This window comes from Bacteroidota bacterium (genome assembly GCA_023957335.1).
GTDB lineage: Bacteria > Bacteroidota > Bacteroidia > NS11-12g > UBA955 > JALOAG01.
Genome location: JAMLHC010000002.1, coordinates 262,563 through 279,760 on the forward strand (window position 1 = coordinate 262,563; position 17,198 = coordinate 279,760).

Genomic DNA, 17,198 nt, shown 5'->3' on the forward strand with positions numbered 1-17,198 from the left:
ATATAATAAAAATGCGTAAAACAAAAAAAATCATCACAGACAGCATCTCTCTCGAACAGGCAGAAGCATACTTTGCAGACTTTGCCACATCCGATGCAAAAATCAATCAGCTTAACGCCAAGATGGATGTAGAGCTAACCAAAATCAGAGAAAAGTACCAAGACAAACTTGCAGAATTGGGAGAGCAGCGAGAAGCCGCCTTTGAGCAGTTGCATCACTTTGCCAGCACCAATCCTGACTATTTTGTAAAAAAGAAGTCGATTGATATGGCACACGGCATCATTGGCTTCCGAACAGGCACACCCTCGCTCAAAACACTCAAGGGCTATACATGGGCTGCCGTTCTCAATTTGGTCAAAAACTATCTACCGGACTATGTTCGCACCAAAGAAGACGTGAACAAAGAAGCAATTCTTGACCGCAGAGACGAAGACGAAGTAAAAAGCAATCTCTCTCGTTGCGGCATGAAGGTGGAGCAATCAGAAGGCTTCTATGTAGAACCCAAAAAAGAGGCGTTGGACTAACTAACAAAAAAACACGGCAAAGTAGTCTAACAGCTACTTTGCCATAAAACAATATGAAACCCATCATCTACATAGCAGGCAAAGTGAGCGGAGAACCCGAAGAACTTTGCAGATTAAAATTTGAATCAGTAGAAAAACTACTGTGTAAACGCGGCTTCCATGTCATCAATCCGCTCCGTGTGGTAGGCGACTTTAACACACCGTGGAAGACAGCTATGAGGCTGTGCATACATCACATGATGTCAGCTGATGCACTTTTAATGTTGGATGATTACTCACTCAGTAGAGGCGCAAACATAGAACGCGACCTTGCAGTGCGAATTAACATCCCCGTGTACTATGATGTCCCAAGCCTATATTCAATGTTAACACCTAAAAAATGAAAACATACAGTTTGAGTCATAGAAGTGTAGCCCAATTCAAAGCGATATTCACATACAGAGAAGATGGGTTGTTGGTCAGCGCTGTATATCCGTCCGATGCACCCGCTGACATATTAATGGGATTCATACGCTGCTCAAAATATAAAGAACAGGAGCTATTGCAAATGAATGATCAACAAGGATTAAAAGTTCAGATTCAGAATGCAGATTTGTCTTTTGACAACTTCTGGCAACTATATGCTTACAAGGTCGGTGCTAAAAAGAAGAGTGAAGAACTTTGGAAAAAGTTATCTGAAGATGACAGAGCTGATGCAATTAAAGGCATCAGAAAATATGACAATTACCTGCGAAGAACCGGAATTGCAAAAGTCTATCCTGAAAGGTACATCAAGTATAGAAGATGGGAGGACGAGTATTAATGATGAATTATGAATTATGAATGTCATGGTGAGTGATTTCGCACTCGCGGAATTGTATCGAACCATGCATTAACCATTAACCATTAACCACATACAAGAAGATGAAAAGCTACACAATCACCACCGCACAAATAATCGCATTTAATACCTTCCTGAACCGCTATGGGTTGGATGAGGATGTTAAACGCGGTTTGATATACAATTACACCAACGGCAGAACTACCTCCACTAAGGAGATGCTTTTTGTTGAAGCAAAAGAAATGCTTCAGGACTTGAACAAACAGGCAGGCACACAAGCTCAAGTAAAACAAGGAGGCAATCAGCCACAGATTAAATCAGCAGAAAAGGAACACGACCGAGCTAACCAAATGAGAAGAAAAGTAATCGCAATTGCATATCAGTTAGGCTGGACAAAGCCAAACGGCAAAATAGACATGGACAGGCTGAATATGTTTATTGCCTCCCGCCCGATAGCAGATTATCCCATAAAACAACTCAACGACATAAAATATAATGACCTGCCCAAACTCATAAACCAATTTGAGCAGCTACTAACTAAGCATTTAAACCAATTTAAGAGAAAATGACAAACGACCAATTACAAGAGCCTGACTTTGAAGACGAGCTATGCAATCGTTGCGGATGCTGCGAAACATACTGGGAAGACTGTGCCTATTGCGGAGGCGAGGGCGGCACAGATGGCGAGGAGCTTATGATGGAAGACCCGCTTTGGTACTCCCCCGAAGATTTTAGAACCTGCGATGCCTGCAATGGCAAAGGAGGCTTTATGCTATGCTTAGGAAATTGCGATGAGAACGGAAAATATAACCACCATTCATAACCCATAACGGCATTCAGCTACCCGCAGAAGGGGATTTTAACCACAATTTTAATACGAAGAAATGAATAATCAATTAACCGAAAAACTGTCAAACGAAGCACAAAGCCCCCTTTTGCGGGTAGGTGATGTTAGCGGTTGTGACTTATTGCCACCAATGGGTCAAATGGTAGTCGCTAATGTCAAGTTTACTCGCAATTGGCCAGAATGTTTAGGAGGTCTAAATATCACTTACAAAGAAATGCTGGTGATGCGAATTAAAAGTTCGTCAAATTCTAAGGGGTGGCAATGGTCGGGAGTTGATTCAGATTCATTTATTAACGGTGATGTCGTTTCGTGGCATTACCGCTAACACAGAAATATACGCAAGTTTGTTGAAATAATAAAGTAAAAAAGAATGAAAATCCCACCCCTCCGCCTCACACTCCGCACCGTCCAGCAGCCAGCCTTTGAACTGCTGCTGGAACACTATTTAAACTGTCTTGAAAACAGCTTTAAAGAGGTTTTAATACATGTGATAATTGCCGAGCTACTCCTCAAAGTCAAACAAAAAAACATATTAGAAAGACGGCAAAGCACCTATTCGTTGAACCCGCAGCAACGCCTCGCCCTGCTCTACTGCACTCGCTCCCTGCCACTCCCCGAAGATGCACTGGTGCTTTCCGTGCATACAAAGCTGGCGTTGGCTAACGACATAAAAATTTAACTAAACCCCTATAATATGAAAAAAAATTTGCTTTTTAGAATTATTACTTACTTTTGCCCCCGACAAACCAAAGTTCCCGATGAGTGTGATTATTCTAAATTTAAGACATTGGCAGGCGTACGGGTGCAAGTCCCGAGACTATCTTTCGCTCATGCGAGGAATTGGTTTGTCAGCGACCTGCCATTTTTATTCAAAACCCAAAAAACTTTTTTATGACAAACCAAAAGTCAAAAGCCCTTGTGAGCGCAAGCAGCAAGGCGGGCAGTTCTGCACTGCCTCAATCAGCCAATCCAGAATTGGTATTTATCAAAGAGGACAAAACCTACACATCCTCCCGAACCGTTGCCGAAATTTTTGGCAAAAACCACCGAGACGTTCTTCGGGCTATCGATGCGTTGAAAGCAGATTTGCCAAAGGATTTACGTGAGCGCAATTTTGCGCCCACGTTCTTTTCTGTCAAAATGCCCAATGGAGCAAGAAGAAAGGAGCGAGAGTTCTTAATTGGCAAAGACGGCTTAGCACTTCTTGCTATGGGATTTACAGGCGCAAAAGCCTTGCAGTTCAAAATCGCCTACATCAACGCCTTCAACACCATGCAGGACATCATTACCAAGCGGCTCTATGGCGATGGCGTTACCCTGAGCGAACTCAAACGCAAAGTATCCCACATGAGCAGCGACAACCTCTTTGCACAGGAAAACGTAACCGTGTACCTGCTCAGCGAGGTCTTGCACTACTTGGGTTACTCCCGCCTCAACCAACAGGCACGCCTACGCTATCAGGGTGTGCTTAGGCGCATAGACGGCAGAATTTGGGCACATGAGGAGTTTGTTAAGATGAAGATTAAAGACCGCTCCGCAATCAATTTACGCAAAAAAGTAAAAGAAAGTTGCTCCCGCATCATGCTGGCAGAAGAGCAGAGAGCCAAGTTTATTGCCGAGTTTGTCAAAAAGCAAGAACTAAAAGGAGGTATGCTATGACAACCGAGAAAATGAACGAGTTGCGCTACTTTTACGGCAGTTTTGCAGAGATAGCGGAGCAATTACAGCAAATCACTTTTCGCTACTCACACGTTCGGCTGCAACTCAACGGAGAGGCCGTAATAACAGGAGAAGAAGTAGCCAACGACATCTACTTCCTTCGAGAGCTGCAAGAAGCCATCAAAGAGCTACCCGAACCCAATTCATAACTCATCATTCATAATTCCCAAAAGCCCCTCCAAAAAGGGGTTTTTGTTTTTCCAAAACAATTTTATCTTTGCAGGATGAACAAAACCCTACTCATCACAATAGTGTTGGCTCTGTTTTTTGCCGCCTGCAAAAAAGACAACGACACAGGCAAGGAAAAAGACCCTACCCAAAAAGAACCTGACAAAGAAGACCCGCAGGACAACCGCTTAAAGTTTAACCCCGACAACTGCAAAAAGATTACTTTCCGCGACAATGACGGAAATATTACCATCATTCAGTTTTGGACAGGAGAAAGCCTTGATAGTACACACAACTATTTGAATGGGGTTCTCTATACAAAAGGTTATACAGAGGGCTATATGACAGGTTATCAAAAAACATGGTCTATAAATGTAGCAACAGGCGAAAAAGGAGATACTTACGAAACATGGAGTAAGGGGCTGCTCCGGGCGGAACGCACTCGTATTACCGCACCTGACGGAACGGTAAAGAGCGAAAGTTTTGCTAATTACTCCTGCGAATAAGGAAAAGTTTTGTTATTCCAAACAACTTTCGTATCGGCAGCTATGTTGGAAATAAGTCCAACAGCCACTCGCGCCCCATGCACCCGCTAATCAAGTGGATGCTGTGGCTTGCCGCATTGTGGATGCTTGCAGACTTCCTGCACTTCTATTTCACTCACTAAATCCAACTGTTGAAAACTCCACATTGTGGAATGTTTTTTAATTACCCATTCTGTGGTTGCCTTATTTTTGCGGTCATGGTTAAGAAGGACAGCACTAAGGCTTTTCACGACAAAATCAGAAAGATGTTTAAACGCATGAAGTCTAAGGGCAGGCGCACTACGGAAGATGTGATAGATGAGCTTGCAAAAAAGCATTTCCGCTCAACCACCACCATAGAAAACATCATCTACGGCAGGACTAACTATTGACCCAAGTCATAGGGCTGCACCTCAACATCAATATCCTCCTCTCTTTCCTCAAATGGAGGCGTTGCAAACTCATCAATTATATCACAGACAAACGAAATCCTGTACAGGTTGCCTGCGCTGCCTGTATCAACAGGAGCGAAATCTGTACGCCTCATGCCTGAATAGCATTTGCCCGTAGTGCCGTGCAGGGTAGCCTGTATCCAGTCCATCAGGGTAAGGAACTCCAACGCATCGGCTTGGTTAATGCCGCCTTTGTAAGTGTCTGCAAAGGTTTCATAAAACAGGTAAGTGTCCACCTGTACATTTACTTTCTGCATACGGCTTCCCAAATCTTCCATGCCCATGCTTCGGAATCCCAAAAAGATTGCAGGCGCAGGAAAAGGGTGTTCCTCCTCCATAAATCCCACCTGATTGTGCCACAGGTCTATCCATTCAATCTGCTTGTTTTCGCACAGAAGCTCCGCAAGCTCTAAGTACAGTTTTTGCCAGTTATCCATTTTTAAAAGTATTTACGATTTCTTTTGCTATCAATTCTGCTATATGCCTGTCTATTTTGTCCAAAAGCACTCTGCTTTCTCCTATGAACTTGCGTTCAGGTATCCGTATGGGCAGCCTTTTCTTTTTGGTCAGAGCCATAAACTTCCACCGCTCTTGCCCTGTGGCTTTATACATCGCCCAAAAATATTTCCGCATCTTGGGCGTAACCCTCACGGAGAACTTTCCACCGTTGTTGTGTATGGCGGCATAAGGCAGGGTTGTTTCAATCTTTATGCGTTGCATGGTTTCCTCTGCCACTTTCAGGCTTTCCATCAGGGCATTGGTTTTTCGCAATATGGGGTATCCTGTATCATGCTTTCTCGGACTCCACGCCACAAATGAACTGGCGGTAAACCCTCCCTTGTGGAAAGATTCCTTAAAATGGCTCAACGCTATTTGCCCTATATCAGGAGGGATTTGCTTGCGTGTGGATTCTGCCATTTTTGAAAAATCGGGTATTTGTATTTTGCTTTTCATTTTTCTTTATCTTTGCAACCTGAAAGCCTTGAAGAACTCCAACCTGGGTGAACTAGTTACGGGGGTTTTGATGGGCTTTTTCATTTTATATTATCCACTATCGAATAAAAGACAATGTGTCCGTCCTCAATGTTTTCTCTCAGTACAATATAGCTCTTTACCCCCGCTACTCTTGTTTCTATGTAATACCACACAAAATTTCTGCCCTTTGCATCAGGTACTGATTTGATAAAAAAACCATTTTCTATCAGGTCAATAATTTGATAGAGAGCGAAGTTTTTCTCGTCCCACTCCTTGTGCGGTTGATTTAGGGCTTCTTTTATGCCCTTGTTTGTAAAGTGTATTTTCCCGACACCCTCCTTATTGACTGTTTTGCTGATAAGCGATTCTTTCGCCCAACTTATTAGGTCTGCATTGTAAGCCTTTCGGTAGGCTTTTTCCGTTATCTCCTGCGCTTTTTTAGTGGCATTGTACATGGCAAAATAGGGGTGTCCCTTGCTGCCCTTTTCTTCTGAAAAAACCTGCCTTGTAACCCCTACATTGTTTTTAAAGGCTTCGGGTATATCAAATTTTGTCGGGTTTTGTGTTACAGGCTCGGCTGTTTGTATGGGGTAGCACCTGCATCGCCAGTCGAAGGGAGGGAAGAAAGTTAAAAGTGTAGGGTCGTCAAGCGAAAAGATAAGGTTGTTGTACGCCTGATGTTTTTCCCGCACCCTGTCGTCTTCCTGTGTCTTAAATTTAACATTCGGGTATCGGGCTTTGTTGCGTTGAAAGGTTTCCCAAAGGGCTGCCATTTTACCGCTTTGCATGGCTGTCTCATATTCTGCCTGCAAATGATTAAGGTTGTACTTGCTGTTAATTTTCAGGGCTTCCGCCTTAAACTCCTGCCAACTTAACGCCTGTCCGTCTTTGACGAGCTTGCTGTTAAGTTCCTGTTGCAGGGCTAAGGTTTTCGCTCCCGAAAAGTTAAACAGGTTTCGCTGCATGAGCAGGGCAGAACGGCTTGGTGTTTGCGTAGCCGTTGCGCTCCACCCCTCTGCGTAGCCGCTTCCTGTTCCCTCATAAAGCTCTTTGTATGTGGCAAGAATTACATCAGCGTTCAGGTCTTCGGGCTTTATTTTGCCCTCTTGCAGTTGTTTTGCGATGTCCGTAATCAGCCTGTCCCACCCGCTTAAATCAATAGCTGTAATGTCAGTTGCGGGACAACAGGGCAATGCGCTGTAAAACGCTTCAATTTTCCGTATATAGTATGGGGAGTGGATTCGGACTGCGGCTACCCCCCTTGCTACTTTCCCTTTTCTTTCTCCTCTTCCTCTTTTGCAGGGGCGGCTGTTTTAGTGCCGATTATAGGAATGCCCGTGAGTTTTGTTACATATTCAGGGTCGATTTCAAAGAGGCTTCCGAGTTTACTCATGTTTTCTACCTGCTCTTTTATAGTAAGGCTTTCCGTGTCGTCCCATTTGAAATAGTGATTGGCAAGCCCGGCATACACAGGTGATATTTTGACAAGTCGGGGTTTTATTTGTGTGTTAAACACATATTCAAAAAGCAGCCCGTCACTCTCAAACCTGTCTTTTGCCAGCCTGAACTGAATTTCGGAGCTTCCCACATACGCTTTCTCATCGGTCATTCCGCTACCGCCCAGCACTCTTTTACTTATTCGTTCTTCGCACAGTTTGGTAAGAGCTATGTGTGGCAGATTGGCTGCGCTTGCTCCCGAACCCAAGCTGCCTATCTCAAATTTTTCGTTACCCCTACCCACCATAAAGTGGTTTGAGCGAAAGTTTGATGCGGCATCATAGAGTTCCTGCAATCTTTTAGTGTCTTCTCTGTCTGTGGTAATGAAAATGGGGGGAACGCCAAATTTATCTATATAGTCAAGCAGCGTACCTAAGCCGAGTTTGTCGGCAAGAACAATCGGAGCAAGCTGTGAGAGCATACCCAAATCCCTGTTTTTGCCTATCTGAACATAATAGTCAGCAAGCGCACCGTCTTTATAGGAAACACCCGATGTGTCGCCCGCATTCTTGGTAATGATACCTTTTATCGGATTGAAGTGCGACTGCGGTATCTCGTTTATTTCGGCAATCTCTCCTTCGGGTGTGAGTTCCCCGAACTCAATCAGGGTAGTCCCCTGAAACTGCTCTCTAATAACATAGTCCATCAACTCAAAGAACCAAGGTCGTTCAAACAGCCATGATATTTCCGTGTTCTCTTTGTCATTTTCCCCGACAAACTTAAACTTGCGCCTCTTTGAGTAAAGTATGCGGGAGTCTATCACGCTGGCGAGGTGGTCGTTCAGCATGAGGTTTTTGTAGAGCGATGCAATGAGCGTTCTGTCGGGGTTGGTGGGGTCTGATGCGGTTGCAACAGCATCTTTCCAGTCCCGCAGCGTTTTGGCTGACATGGTTTCGGCTTCATAGTTCAGGTTTTGGCTTTCGCTGCCTCCTGCTCTGGAAGAGCGGCTTGCCATTTCCACCCTCATACGCCTTTCATCTGTGTGGCTTAAAACATAGTTTTCAAGTTTGCCGTATAATTTCTTTATGTAGCTCATATATAGTAGTCTTTGTTTGTGTTGTTGCCCCACATGGAATTTGATTTGCCGTCAGGAAGCACTACAGGCGGCAGGTCAAGGGTTATTCTGCCTGATTGAATTTTCTCTAATTGTTTCATTGCCCACTCCCAGTTTTCTTTGGCATCTGACGGCACTTTGCGGGCTGCATTCCTGCGTATCAGGTTGTAAGTGGTCAGCTTTGAGATAATATCAACCAAAACCTCGTTTCTGATAGGGCTTATTTCGTCAAAAACCAGCCCCGTGTTGTACAGGGTAAGGTAGGTTTTGCAGAGGTCTATCGCTTTGCCTTCTGCACGGTCAATAATGTTGTCATCGTGTCCTGTGCTTTCGTCAATGAACCGCTCCCAAATGTCTGTTTCTAAATCTTCCTTGCTTATGTATATCATATTCGTTCGTGTTTTGGTCTCATTCTGCCCGACATAAAGTTTCCTGATGCGCTGCCTATCACTATATGTTTTTCGAGAAAGGATATAGCCTGCTCGTCCGCATCAGGCGCATCGTCTTTTCCGCTGTATCCGGGTTCTATTCCGTAGAGCTGCTTCAATCCCATTTGGGTGTCGGCATGGCTTTTCATGTTGTCATTATAGTAAATGCGCCCGTTTTGATAGCGGGGGTGCAGGGTAAGTATGCGGTCATATTTCTTTGTGCGTGGCGTGTCCACCTTTGTTATGAGCAGGTTGCAGCGTTCGGCTGCGGACACTTCCCTGATGGTGCGGTTTACCTCATCGTTCCAAAACTGCGCTTCAAAACGCCAGTGTATGCTAACACTGGACGGCAGTCCGTTTTGTATGTGGCACATATAGCGGACGGCTTCCGCCATTTTGCATTGCTTCACAAAGGAGGTGATATAGTAGAAATTATCCTTGTACAGTCCCCAAATTCTGACAGCGTTAAAGTCCGCAGTTTCTGCATCTGAATAGGCGATGTCCCAATGCCCTACTATCATGGAAAAGTGGTTGAGTGCGGGCAGAGTAGTCCACTGTATCATTTCGGGCTTGAAGATTTTGCCCTTTGGCTTGGCATCGTGGTTGTACTCCGCATGGGCGGCTAATACGCCCATTTTTTTTTCCTTTTTTCGGTAATAGTCTGGTTTGTACTTGGATTTCCAACGTGGCTCATAGGTAGCGGGGTCATACGCCTTTACTTCGTGAACGTGCCAATCCGGGTGCAGGGCTGCCAGCTTGCGCAGAAACATGACTTCGGCAAACCAGTTGTTACTAAACACTAATCTCTCCTGCTCTCCGTCCATTGATGGCAAAAGCTCGTTTTCCACCCACTCCACCATCTCGTCCTGCCGCTTTTCGTTTTTAATGGTTTGGCGAGTTTCGAGGTCATCGCAGTTGTAGTGCATGGGTCTTTTGCTGCCTACCCTCAATCCCCTGCAACTCTGACCGAAGCCGAGAGCCTGACCAATGAACCCACCCTTTGTTACCCACAGAGCCTCGTCCCACCTGCCTAATTGCTGCTGTTCGCCAAAGTCGGCTATAATGCGTGGGTTGGCTTCAAATTCTGCCCGCAGGTCTTCCAAAAGTTGACAGGCTCTTTTTTCGTTTACGCCTATCAGGACAAAGTAGTAGTGTCCGTGTTTCAGCCACATTTTGAAAGGAATGATAACATTATTCCAAACTGACTTTGCCAATCCTCTTCCCCATTTGGAAAAACCTGTAAAGGTCGGGTCTTTTTCAAGCCTCTTGGCAAAATCAAGCTGAAAGTCCGCGCACTCCGCAGTAGCATAATGGGGAAAGTAATATTCCACCATTGCTTTGGTGTCGTGTTTCAGGCGTTCTATTCGTGCTTTCTTTTCTGCAAGCGTTTCGTCAGGAATGACGGAAACAGAACTGCGTATCAGCTCTATCTTTTTTCGGTATCGCTCAATCGCTCTTTTATGTGCGGCTTTCATCCCAGCTTTTCCGTTATGGTTGATAAGTGGTATTCCTGAAAGTCAAGTGTTTTCAGATACAGGTTAGCATCGTAGTTTTGGAGGTGCTTGAAAATGTCCTCCATAATCTCTATGTATATCCCCAAGTTTATACGCTGCTCTTTGTCTATCGCCAAGAGTGCTTTTGTATGCATGGCTGTTTCCTGACCCACCGCAACCGCCTCTTTTTTGAGCCACAGCACAGTCTGCTGGTCTTTCTTTTCTTCCGCCTCTTTTATCTCTCTGAAAATGGCGAGCCTTCGCTCTGTGAGGTGAGAGATAACCTCTTTTATGTCTTCGGCTCTCTTTTGTGCGGAGTTCAGGCGGGCATCGCGCTCGGCTTTCCAGTTTTCATCTTTTGCCCAGTCGCTGATTGTTTTTTCGGTAACGCCAACCGCTGCCGCAATCTCTTTTTGCAGTTTTCCGTTGCAAAACATCTCAAAAGCTGCAAGCCTTTCGCCCTTTTTTTTCGCCATTGTTTTTTGTGGTAATAATCTGCTGCAAAGATTGATATTACTTTATAAAATTGATAAATGGAAATACTAAATTAGACAGTAAAACACTGTCTAATTTAGTATTTTAAATTTTATCATCAAACGGCTATATATAAAATTTGTAGCCGATTTGAAACGCAGATTTTACATAGCGGCACATTTGGCAAGAACCACTGTAATTTTCACTCCCTGCATAAAAGCGGAGCAGAAAAAGACGGAAACGGTTGTTCACATAAGCGGGCATATTGGCGTGGAGGGGAAAACTGATAGTGAGACTTTCAGACAAACAGTTGATGCCCTATTGGCGAAAGGAGTGAAAGCAATCACCCTCCGCATCAATTCCGAAGGCGGTAGCTGCTTTGATGCTAACGAGATGGTGAGCGAGCTTGAGCGTTTTGACAAAGTAAATATAAAGCTGGGCGCATTGGCGGCAAGCGCAGCCACTTTTTTCTGCACCAAGTTTCACACTACGGCACGAAAAAACACGCAGTTGATGATACACAAACCAAGCACTTTGGCTTGGGGCAATGAAAGCGACATCGAAAGCACCCTGCAACTCCTGAAAAACATTACTGCTGATTACAAAGCTGCCTATGCTGCTAAAATGGGCAAAACGGAGGACGAGGTAGAGGAAATGTGGGCGAAAGGCGACAAGTGGCTAACTGCAAAAGAAGCCAAAGACCTTGGGCTGGTAGATGTTCTTGAGGGCGAAGAGCCGATAGATGCCTCCATTGCAGCATTGCTCAAAAAGGCAGGCGCACCGCAGGCTTTAATTAACACACGCAAACAATTATCGAAAAAAATAATGGACAGAGACGAACTAATTGCATCGCTCGGCTTGGCTGCCGATGCAACTGACGAGCAAATCAACACCGCGATTGCGGAAATGAAGCTCGCAAAAGAGGCGCAGGATAAAGCCGCTAAGGACAAGGGCGCAGAAACGGAAGCGACAGGAAAGGCGTTGTTTCTGAAAGCTGTATCAGAGAAAAAATGTACCGCAGACATGGAGGCTTCTTTCTTGCAACTGCACAAGGCAAGCCCCGAAGCGGCAAAGCAGTGGATTGAAAAGCTGCCATCCGTTCCCAAGTTGTCAGACGAGCTGAACGCGAAAGGAGACCCGTCTGTTGATGCGGCAAGAAAGGACTGGGCGTTGGATGATTACCTCGAAAACGACCCAAAGGCGTATGAGGCAATGAAAAAATCAGACCCCGAAAAGGCAAAGCGTTTAGAGGAGGCGTACTTTAACAAAAAGGACTAAAAGAGCTATGGCACAATTATATAAAGAATTAGCCGAGAGAGAACTGATTAAGAAGTTTCGCCATGAGCACTCATGGCTCGGCACGGTAAGAAGCAAGCCGCAATGGGTAAGCAATGATGTGATAAAAATTCCACGTCAGGGTGCAGACCCGCAGGTGTTGATTAACAACAAAATCTATCCTATACAAAGCAATGACCGGGAGGACGATTTCATTGCGGTTGCGCTGAACAAGTATGACACGACAAACACGACTGTAAGTGATGATGAGCTTGAGGCTCTTCCTTATGAGAAAGTGTCGGACGTGCAGGTTCAGCACAGGGAGAAATTAGAACAAGATACGGGTGAACACGCATTGTATTCAATCGCACCTGCCGCAGATTCAGCCAAGACTCCAGTCTTGGTTACTACGGGATCAAATGACGGAAATGGGAGAAAACGCCTTACCACAATCGACCTTATTAACTATAAAAAGGAGTTGGACGTTTTGGCTGTTCCAAGAAGGGGCAGGATGTTGATTTTGTGTGCCGACCACGTTGCCGACCTGCTGACTGAGGATTTGACGTTCAGAAACTCTTACCAAAATATAAAGGGCGGTCTTATCTCAACCTCCTATATGGGATTTGAAACGTGGGAGGATATGACACCTGTTCACTATGCGTTAGATGGCGGAGTTCTTACTAAGGAGGCTTTTGGAGCTGTTCCTACAGGATTTGCAGCCTCAGTAGTGGCTTTCAAGGGCAATCTTGCTAAGGCAACCGGTACGGTTAAAAGGTACATGGTTAAGGCGGAAAATGACCCGAATAACCGCAGAAATACTATCGGTTTCCGCCTGTATTTCATTGCGGTGGCAATCAAGGACGAGGGAATGGGCGCAATCGTTTCAGCAGCACATGTAGGTTAAACAAAGTAAAAAGCAAAGATATGGCAGATAAACACGTTTCTCAGAAAGTACAGTACCCTTGGGGGGAAGTCAGCAAAATACCCGTTACGGCAGGAGCTACGATGAGCGCAACCGTATGGAATAACAAAACCCAAATCGACATCAGCGAGATGGCAGCCGCAGGTACGCTTAACCTTGCCATTGACCCTGCTGTCAGGGTTGGGGCGCAGCTAAGGGTAAAAGTAAGCGCAGACGGCACAAACAGAACGCTCACCCTTGGAACAGGCTTGGAAGGAAACGCTTTGACTGTAAGTGCAGGCAAAAAATTCAACCTGTTGTTTGAGTTTGACGGAGAGAAGTTTTCGCAGGTTTCCACGCAACAGCTGAACTAAAAAATTGGCTGAACAGCAGTCGGGAAGTGGGGGTTAGTTTAATTGGTTAGAACGGAAGACAGTTAATCTTCCAGATAAGGGTTCGAGTCCCTTACCCCTGCCAAAGAAAGAAGAGATGAAAGAGAGCAGAGACATAAACGACTTAGATGCTGTCCTTAAAGAGGCTTTTCTTTATGGAAAAAGCGAATACGACAATCTCGGAGACGAGTTTGAGCCGTTTCTTACCTGCACTCACAGACCTAACGAAGTTCAAGCAAAGTTGTATGCAAAAGGCAGGACAGAAGCAGGTAAGATAGTTACCTATGCCAAGCCTGGACAGAGTAAGCATAACCAAAAGCCCTCAAAGGCTTTTGATATTGCCTTTAAAAAAGGCACTCAGTTAAGCTGGGATGCTTCCAAGTTCAGAAAGTTTGCAGAGATAATAACCGCGAAATATCCGCAGGTTGTTTGGGGCGGGAACTTTAAGAGTTTTAAGGATTTACCACATTTTGAAATAAAATAAAAACATGAAAAATAAGCTAAAAATATTTGGGTTGGTTATGATTGGGTTTGTTATGCTGGCAAGTACGGGTTGCGGTGGTACGCAATCCGTCAGCCAGACGATTACGCAAAAGGACTCGGTCTTTATTACAGAAACAGTAGTTGAAAGAGATACTGTTCTCTTTACACAAGCGACCACCGTTACCGAGTATGTAACCGTACCCTGCCCGGAAGCCTTTAAAACAGATTTTAAACCTGTTTTAAAAAGGCAAAACAATGCCACGCTGTCGCTCACGCCCACAGAAGATGGGACACTGAAAGCGGAATGCGAATGCGACACTATTGCTATTGCTGCCAAACTAAGGGATAAACACAGGAGCGAGTTTAGGTCTGAAAAGGCAGGGGTCTATAAAACCACCGAGCCTAAACCCGTGAGATATACCCCGCAATGGATAAAAACCTTTGCATGGATAGGTGGAGGCACAGTCGCATTGTGCGGAGGCATTTTTATTAAAAACGCAGTCAAAATTTTTGGAAGATGACACTATACAACAAATCACAGTTACAGAAAAAGGCGGAACCTGTGTTTAAGAAACACGGGGTAAACAAGTTGTACGCCACAGAAGACGGACAGATATTCCTGCTCGACAACCGGGCGAACCTCCATGCAGGCGGCAAACTGAGAGTTTTCCCGCTTTATGCAGAGGCAAAGGCTGAGATTAAGACTGAGGCTAATGATGGAAGCCAAGAGCCTTTTCTAAATGTGAAAAACCTGCTTGCAAGTCTTAAAGGCAAAACAGCCGAAGAGCTAAGCGAAGCTATGGTAAAGGAAATCGCTGGACAAAACCGAAAGTCTGCCGTTGCAGGCATTCAGGAGATGCTGGATGAAGCGGTAAACGTTCCTGAAGGCGACCCTGAAAATAAAACCAAAACTGACGACAAGGAGGAACAAGCATGAGTTTTGAGGGAGTAGTAGTCGGGAAGATAAACAACTTTGCGGGCGAAAGTAACGTAAATGAGGATAATCAGTTTATCCTCATTTACAGCCTTGCTTTGGGGGATTTGCCCGAAGGCGTAGCCCACTATGAGCCGCACAGGCTTTTGTCAATTGAAGATGCGGAGGCGTTGGGCTTTGATGCCGCTTTTGACGCCAATGAGGAGGTGCTTGTTTACCAGACCATTGCCGACTTTTTCGCCTACGCACCCGGAGCGGTTCTAACGCTCATTATGAGTCCTGTGGACTCTCCTTCCAACATTATGGCGCAAGCGGAAATTGTCGCAGCCATAAACGAAACCAAAGACGGAACGGTGATAGGCATAGCTGGTACGGTTGAGACAGCCGTAGAGCTTGCGGACGAGGTGGAAGTTGTTCAGGCTGAAATTGCTAAGCTGGCTTTGAGCCACAGGCTGATAGATGCTGTGATATTACAAGGCAACAACGGCATTGACGAGGGGGAAATTGAGCTTGCGTGGGAGATTGGCGAACTTCCCGATATGCGTGAGAAAAACGCTCCCAATGTTTCCATTTCCATAGCCCAAGACCCTGCTGTTGCAGCGATTGAAGGGTACGAGCTGCTGGCAGATGTGGGCAGCGTTATCGGTATGTTGGCAGTTCGTAAAATATCTGAAAACCTTGGCTCGGTGGACATTGAAAGAAAGCCCACCGCTTACAGAGCCGATGCCAACTACACGCTGACACGAGGCAACAGGTGGAAAACCGCCCAGTTGAGCAACGGAGTAAAATTCGAGGCTCTTACGCCTGCACAGAGAAAGGCTCTTACAGACAAGGGTTACATCTATGCGGGCGAGTATGCAGGCTATGCAGGCGTTTTCCTTAACGGGTCGCCCACCTGCGTTACCGCAACAAGCGATTACGCATGGATAGAAAACAACAGGGTTTGGAACAAGGCTGCACGGGTTATCCGCAGAACACTTTTACCAAAAGTAAAGAGCAAGTTCAAGCGCGACCCGCAGACAGGATTTGTCCGCAGCACCACGCTCAGTTACTGGCAGGGACTGGTGGAGAGCGCATTGGAAACAATGGTGAGCAGCGATGACATAAGTGGCTATAGCGTGATAATACCCGCAGCGCAGAACCCCACCAATGCTACTCCTCTGCAAGTACAGGCGGTGGTAGTGAAAGACGGAATAGTACACGAGTTTAGCGTAGATGTAAGTTTAGTATAACAACATGGCACAGGAAATAGTAAATCAGTTTGGAAGGCTCACAGGGTGGAACAGGATAACCCTGAACCTGCTTGGCAGGGATGTGGAAGGTATCCGCAAAATAGCCTACGATGACACCGTTGAGAAAGAAAACGCTTACGGAGCTTCCCGTATGCCCATAGGCAGGGAGGAAAAGAACTATGCCGCCACTTGCAGCTTGGAACTCTACTCCGAAGAAGTAAGAGCCATACAGCGCAGCCTGCCTATTGGTCAGAGGATACAGGACATTGCACCCTTTGACGTAGTAGTTGAATACGAGCTTCCTGACGGCACTCTTTACAAAGACAGGGTTAAAAACTGCGAGTTTACCAACAACAGCCGTGAAGTTAATCAGGGAGACGGAAGCATTGTAACCGAATACACCCTGATATGCAGCCACGTACAATGGAATGTAATTTAATATTTCGACAACTCAATAACCAAAAATATGACAACCATAGCAACACCCGAAGAAATAGCAGGATTTAAAGCCCGATACGGAGAGGATAATATTCACTTGGTAACGGTAGAAGGAGGACATGACTTCATTATCCGCAAGCCAGGAAGAAGAGAGCTTGACATTATAGGTGAAAAGGGACTGAACAAGGATATATCGGGGGCAAACAGCGTTCTGATAAAAAACTGCGTAATAGCGGGGGACACCTCTGTTTTTGACAGAGACGGTTCTGTGTATATGGCTGTGATGGAGCAGCTAAAGACCCTTACCGGGCATAAAAAGGCAGAGTTAAAAAAGCTCTAAGGTTTTGGGAAATTAAACCGGATACTTCCCACCCCAAAGCCATACAGATAGGGGATGCCCGAATAAGATACTATTTTAAGATTGACCCCGAAACCCTGCCGGACAACCAATGGTGCAGGCTGGTGCAGGAATGTAACTGGCTGCACGAGCAGCAGGTGGAGGAGCAGATGAAGATGTTAAAAAGTGTGCTGTATGAAGTGGCAGCAGAGGTAATAAAAGCATTGAGTA

Annotated in this window: 28 protein-coding genes and 1 tRNA gene; 21 read left to right on the top strand and 8 right to left on the bottom strand. The window is 45.4% G+C overall.

Annotated elements, in window-relative coordinates; all coding sequences use genetic code 11:
* Positions 1 to 11 precede the first annotated feature (11 nt).
* From M9892_04480 to M9892_04530, 11 genes are all read left to right on the top strand, one after another.
* A complete protein-coding gene (locus M9892_04480) occupies positions 12 to 524 on the top strand; it encodes a host-nuclease inhibitor Gam family protein (GenBank protein MCO5253607.1) in 513 nt (170 codons plus the stop codon).
* Positions 525 to 577: 53 nt separating this feature from the next.
* Positions 578 to 907, top strand: a complete 330-nt coding sequence (locus tag M9892_04485) for a DUF4406 domain-containing protein (protein ID MCO5253608.1) — start codon at positions 578 to 580, stop codon at positions 905 to 907.
* On the top strand, positions 904 to 1,326 hold the full coding sequence (locus M9892_04490; protein MCO5253609.1) for a hypothetical protein: 423 nt from the start codon (positions 904 to 906) through the stop codon (positions 1,324 to 1,326). Before M9892_04485 ends, M9892_04490 begins: the two co-directional genes overlap by 4 nt.
* Before the next feature lie 101 nt (positions 1,327 to 1,427).
* Complete coding sequence (locus tag M9892_04495; GenBank protein MCO5253610.1) at positions 1,428 to 1,913, top strand: hypothetical protein; 486 nt, start codon at positions 1,428 to 1,430, stop codon at positions 1,911 to 1,913.
* Positions 1,910 to 2,167, top strand: coding sequence for a hypothetical protein (locus tag M9892_04500; GenBank protein MCO5253611.1), 258 nt, complete (start codon positions 1,910 to 1,912; stop codon positions 2,165 to 2,167). Before M9892_04495 ends, M9892_04500 begins: the two co-directional genes overlap by 4 nt.
* Before the next feature lie 61 nt (positions 2,168 to 2,228).
* Positions 2,229 to 2,516: a hypothetical protein gene (locus tag M9892_04505; GenBank protein MCO5253612.1), complete on the top strand. Its 288-nt coding sequence runs from the start codon at positions 2,229 to 2,231 to the stop codon at positions 2,514 to 2,516.
* A gap of 45 nt (positions 2,517 to 2,561) precedes the next feature.
* A complete protein-coding gene (locus M9892_04510; GenBank protein ID MCO5253613.1) occupies positions 2,562 to 2,870 on the top strand; it encodes a hypothetical protein in 309 nt (102 codons plus the stop codon).
* A 212-nt stretch (positions 2,871 to 3,082) separates the two neighbouring features.
* A complete protein-coding gene (locus tag M9892_04515) occupies positions 3,083 to 3,850 on the top strand; it encodes a Rha family transcriptional regulator (protein ID MCO5253614.1) in 768 nt (255 codons plus the stop codon).
* Positions 3,847 to 4,059, top strand: coding sequence for a hypothetical protein (locus M9892_04520; protein MCO5253615.1), 213 nt, complete (start codon positions 3,847 to 3,849; stop codon positions 4,057 to 4,059). Before M9892_04515 ends, M9892_04520 begins: the two co-directional genes overlap by 4 nt.
* A gap of 75 nt (positions 4,060 to 4,134) precedes the next feature.
* Positions 4,135 to 4,584 (top strand): hypothetical protein, encoded by a 450-nt coding sequence (locus M9892_04525; GenBank protein ID MCO5253616.1) that lies wholly within the window; start codon positions 4,135 to 4,137, stop codon positions 4,582 to 4,584.
* A gap of 236 nt (positions 4,585 to 4,820) precedes the next feature.
* On the top strand, positions 4,821 to 4,994 hold the full coding sequence (locus M9892_04530) for a hypothetical protein (GenBank protein MCO5253617.1): 174 nt from the start codon (positions 4,821 to 4,823) through the stop codon (positions 4,992 to 4,994).
* On the opposite strand, the gene M9892_04535 is transcribed toward M9892_04530, so the two are convergent.
* From M9892_04535 to M9892_04565, 7 genes are all read right to left on the bottom strand, one after another.
* Entirely contained in the window at positions 4,988 to 5,491 is a 504-nt protein-coding gene (locus tag M9892_04535) for a hypothetical protein (GenBank protein MCO5253618.1), read from the bottom strand. The two genes, M9892_04530 and M9892_04535, sit on opposite strands and share 7 nt — an antisense overlap.
* Positions 5,484 to 6,008, bottom strand: coding sequence for a phage virion morphogenesis protein (locus tag M9892_04540; GenBank protein MCO5253619.1), 525 nt, complete (start codon positions 6,006 to 6,008; stop codon positions 5,484 to 5,486). The genes M9892_04535 and M9892_04540 overlap by 8 nt, the downstream gene beginning before the upstream one ends.
* A gap of 80 nt (positions 6,009 to 6,088) precedes the next feature.
* On the bottom strand, positions 6,089 to 7,222 hold the full coding sequence (locus M9892_04545) for a phage minor head protein (GenBank protein MCO5253620.1): 1,134 nt from the start codon (positions 7,220 to 7,222) through the stop codon (positions 6,089 to 6,091).
* Between the two features lie 71 nt (positions 7,223 to 7,293).
* Entirely contained in the window at positions 7,294 to 8,562 is a 1,269-nt protein-coding gene (locus M9892_04550) for a DUF935 domain-containing protein (GenBank protein ID MCO5253621.1), read from the bottom strand.
* Positions 8,559 to 8,969: a DUF1320 domain-containing protein gene (locus M9892_04555; protein MCO5253622.1), complete on the bottom strand. Its 411-nt coding sequence runs from the start codon at positions 8,967 to 8,969 to the stop codon at positions 8,559 to 8,561. Before M9892_04555 ends, M9892_04550 begins: the two co-directional genes overlap by 4 nt.
* Complete coding sequence (locus M9892_04560) at positions 8,966 to 10,483, bottom strand: hypothetical protein (GenBank protein MCO5253623.1); 1,518 nt, start codon at positions 10,481 to 10,483, stop codon at positions 8,966 to 8,968. Before M9892_04560 ends, M9892_04555 begins: the two co-directional genes overlap by 4 nt.
* A complete protein-coding gene (locus M9892_04565; GenBank protein MCO5253624.1) occupies positions 10,480 to 10,977 on the bottom strand; it encodes a helix-turn-helix domain-containing protein in 498 nt (165 codons plus the stop codon). The genes M9892_04560 and M9892_04565 overlap by 4 nt, the downstream gene beginning before the upstream one ends.
* Before the next feature lie 148 nt (positions 10,978 to 11,125).
* Here M9892_04565 and M9892_04570 point away from each other — a divergent pair, with 148 nt between their 5' ends.
* The 10 genes from M9892_04570 to M9892_04615 all read left to right on the top strand — a co-directional run bounded on the left by M9892_04570 (position 11,126) and on the right by M9892_04615 (position 16,970).
* Complete coding sequence (locus tag M9892_04570; protein ID MCO5253625.1) at positions 11,126 to 12,253, top strand: ATP-dependent Clp protease proteolytic subunit; 1,128 nt, start codon at positions 11,126 to 11,128, stop codon at positions 12,251 to 12,253.
* A gap of 7 nt (positions 12,254 to 12,260) precedes the next feature.
* Complete coding sequence (locus M9892_04575; protein ID MCO5253626.1) at positions 12,261 to 13,154, top strand: hypothetical protein; 894 nt, start codon at positions 12,261 to 12,263, stop codon at positions 13,152 to 13,154.
* 20 nt (positions 13,155 to 13,174) lie between these two features.
* A complete protein-coding gene (locus M9892_04580) occupies positions 13,175 to 13,525 on the top strand; it encodes a hypothetical protein (protein ID MCO5253627.1) in 351 nt (116 codons plus the stop codon).
* A 28-nt stretch (positions 13,526 to 13,553) separates the two neighbouring features.
* Positions 13,554 to 13,628, top strand: a tRNA-Asn gene (locus M9892_04585).
* A 12-nt stretch (positions 13,629 to 13,640) separates the two neighbouring features.
* Positions 13,641 to 14,027, top strand: coding sequence for a M15 family metallopeptidase (locus M9892_04590; GenBank protein MCO5253628.1), 387 nt, complete (start codon positions 13,641 to 13,643; stop codon positions 14,025 to 14,027).
* 4 nt (positions 14,028 to 14,031) lie between these two features.
* Positions 14,032 to 14,547, top strand: a complete 516-nt coding sequence (locus M9892_04595) for a hypothetical protein (protein MCO5253629.1) — start codon at positions 14,032 to 14,034, stop codon at positions 14,545 to 14,547.
* A complete protein-coding gene (locus M9892_04600) occupies positions 14,544 to 14,963 on the top strand; it encodes a hypothetical protein (GenBank protein MCO5253630.1) in 420 nt (139 codons plus the stop codon). The genes M9892_04595 and M9892_04600 overlap by 4 nt, the downstream gene beginning before the upstream one ends.
* Entirely contained in the window at positions 14,960 to 16,192 is a 1,233-nt protein-coding gene (locus M9892_04605; GenBank protein ID MCO5253631.1) for a DUF2586 family protein, read from the top strand. Before M9892_04600 ends, M9892_04605 begins: the two co-directional genes overlap by 4 nt.
* A gap of 4 nt (positions 16,193 to 16,196) precedes the next feature.
* Positions 16,197 to 16,631: a hypothetical protein gene (locus M9892_04610; protein ID MCO5253632.1), complete on the top strand. Its 435-nt coding sequence runs from the start codon at positions 16,197 to 16,199 to the stop codon at positions 16,629 to 16,631.
* A 27-nt stretch (positions 16,632 to 16,658) separates the two neighbouring features.
* Entirely contained in the window at positions 16,659 to 16,970 is a 312-nt protein-coding gene (locus M9892_04615) for a hypothetical protein (GenBank protein ID MCO5253633.1), read from the top strand.
* A gap of 75 nt (positions 16,971 to 17,045) precedes the next feature.
* Here M9892_04615 and M9892_04620 read toward each other — a convergent pair whose 3' ends face one another.
* Positions 17,046 to 17,192: a hypothetical protein gene (locus tag M9892_04620; GenBank protein ID MCO5253634.1), complete on the bottom strand. Its 147-nt coding sequence runs from the start codon at positions 17,190 to 17,192 to the stop codon at positions 17,046 to 17,048.
* Between the last annotated feature and the right edge of the window lie 6 nt (positions 17,193 to 17,198).

Excerpts from the sequence above, each read along its gene's own strand:
- M9892_04480 (MCO5253607.1), top strand. The coding sequence starts at position 12 with ATGCGTAAAACAAAAAAAATCATCACAGACAGCATCTCTCTCGAACAG.
- M9892_04485 (MCO5253608.1), top strand. The coding sequence starts at position 578 with ATGAAACCCATCATCTACATAGCAGGCAAAGTGAGCGGAGAACCCGAA.
- M9892_04490 (MCO5253609.1), top strand. The coding sequence starts at position 904 with ATGAAAACATACAGTTTGAGTCATAGAAGTGTAGCCCAATTCAAAGCG.
- M9892_04495 (MCO5253610.1), top strand. The coding sequence starts at position 1,428 with ATGAAAAGCTACACAATCACCACCGCACAAATAATCGCATTTAATACC.
- M9892_04500 (MCO5253611.1), top strand. The coding sequence starts at position 1,910 with ATGACAAACGACCAATTACAAGAGCCTGACTTTGAAGACGAGCTATGC.
- M9892_04505 (MCO5253612.1), top strand. The coding sequence starts at position 2,229 with ATGAATAATCAATTAACCGAAAAACTGTCAAACGAAGCACAAAGCCCC.
- M9892_04510 (MCO5253613.1), top strand. The coding sequence starts at position 2,562 with ATGAAAATCCCACCCCTCCGCCTCACACTCCGCACCGTCCAGCAGCCA.
- M9892_04515 (MCO5253614.1), top strand. The coding sequence starts at position 3,083 with ATGACAAACCAAAAGTCAAAAGCCCTTGTGAGCGCAAGCAGCAAGGCG.
- M9892_04520 (MCO5253615.1), top strand. The coding sequence starts at position 3,847 with ATGACAACCGAGAAAATGAACGAGTTGCGCTACTTTTACGGCAGTTTT.
- M9892_04525 (MCO5253616.1), top strand. The coding sequence starts at position 4,135 with ATGAACAAAACCCTACTCATCACAATAGTGTTGGCTCTGTTTTTTGCC.
- M9892_04530 (MCO5253617.1), top strand. The coding sequence starts at position 4,821 with ATGGTTAAGAAGGACAGCACTAAGGCTTTTCACGACAAAATCAGAAAG.
- M9892_04535 (MCO5253618.1), bottom strand. The coding sequence starts at position 5,491 with ATGGATAACTGGCAAAAACTGTACTTAGAGCTTGCGGAGCTTCTGTGC.
- M9892_04540 (MCO5253619.1), bottom strand. The coding sequence starts at position 6,008 with ATGAAAAGCAAAATACAAATACCCGATTTTTCAAAAATGGCAGAATCC.
- M9892_04550 (MCO5253621.1), bottom strand. The coding sequence starts at position 8,562 with ATGAGCTACATAAAGAAATTATACGGCAAACTTGAAAACTATGTTTTA.
- M9892_04555 (MCO5253622.1), bottom strand. The coding sequence starts at position 8,969 with ATGATATACATAAGCAAGGAAGATTTAGAAACAGACATTTGGGAGCGG.
- M9892_04560 (MCO5253623.1), bottom strand. The coding sequence starts at position 10,483 with ATGAAAGCCGCACATAAAAGAGCGATTGAGCGATACCGAAAAAAGATA.
- M9892_04565 (MCO5253624.1), bottom strand. The coding sequence starts at position 10,977 with ATGGCGAAAAAAAAGGGCGAAAGGCTTGCAGCTTTTGAGATGTTTTGC.
- M9892_04575 (MCO5253626.1), top strand. The coding sequence starts at position 12,261 with ATGGCACAATTATATAAAGAATTAGCCGAGAGAGAACTGATTAAGAAG.
- M9892_04580 (MCO5253627.1), top strand. The coding sequence starts at position 13,175 with ATGGCAGATAAACACGTTTCTCAGAAAGTACAGTACCCTTGGGGGGAA.
- M9892_04590 (MCO5253628.1), top strand. The coding sequence starts at position 13,641 with ATGAAAGAGAGCAGAGACATAAACGACTTAGATGCTGTCCTTAAAGAG.
- M9892_04595 (MCO5253629.1), top strand. The coding sequence starts at position 14,032 with ATGAAAAATAAGCTAAAAATATTTGGGTTGGTTATGATTGGGTTTGTT.
- M9892_04600 (MCO5253630.1), top strand. The coding sequence starts at position 14,544 with ATGACACTATACAACAAATCACAGTTACAGAAAAAGGCGGAACCTGTG.
- M9892_04605 (MCO5253631.1), top strand. The coding sequence starts at position 14,960 with ATGAGTTTTGAGGGAGTAGTAGTCGGGAAGATAAACAACTTTGCGGGC.
- M9892_04610 (MCO5253632.1), top strand. The coding sequence starts at position 16,197 with ATGGCACAGGAAATAGTAAATCAGTTTGGAAGGCTCACAGGGTGGAAC.
- M9892_04615 (MCO5253633.1), top strand. The coding sequence starts at position 16,659 with ATGACAACCATAGCAACACCCGAAGAAATAGCAGGATTTAAAGCCCGA.
- M9892_04620 (MCO5253634.1), bottom strand. The coding sequence starts at position 17,192 with ATGCTTTTATTACCTCTGCTGCCACTTCATACAGCACACTTTTTAACA.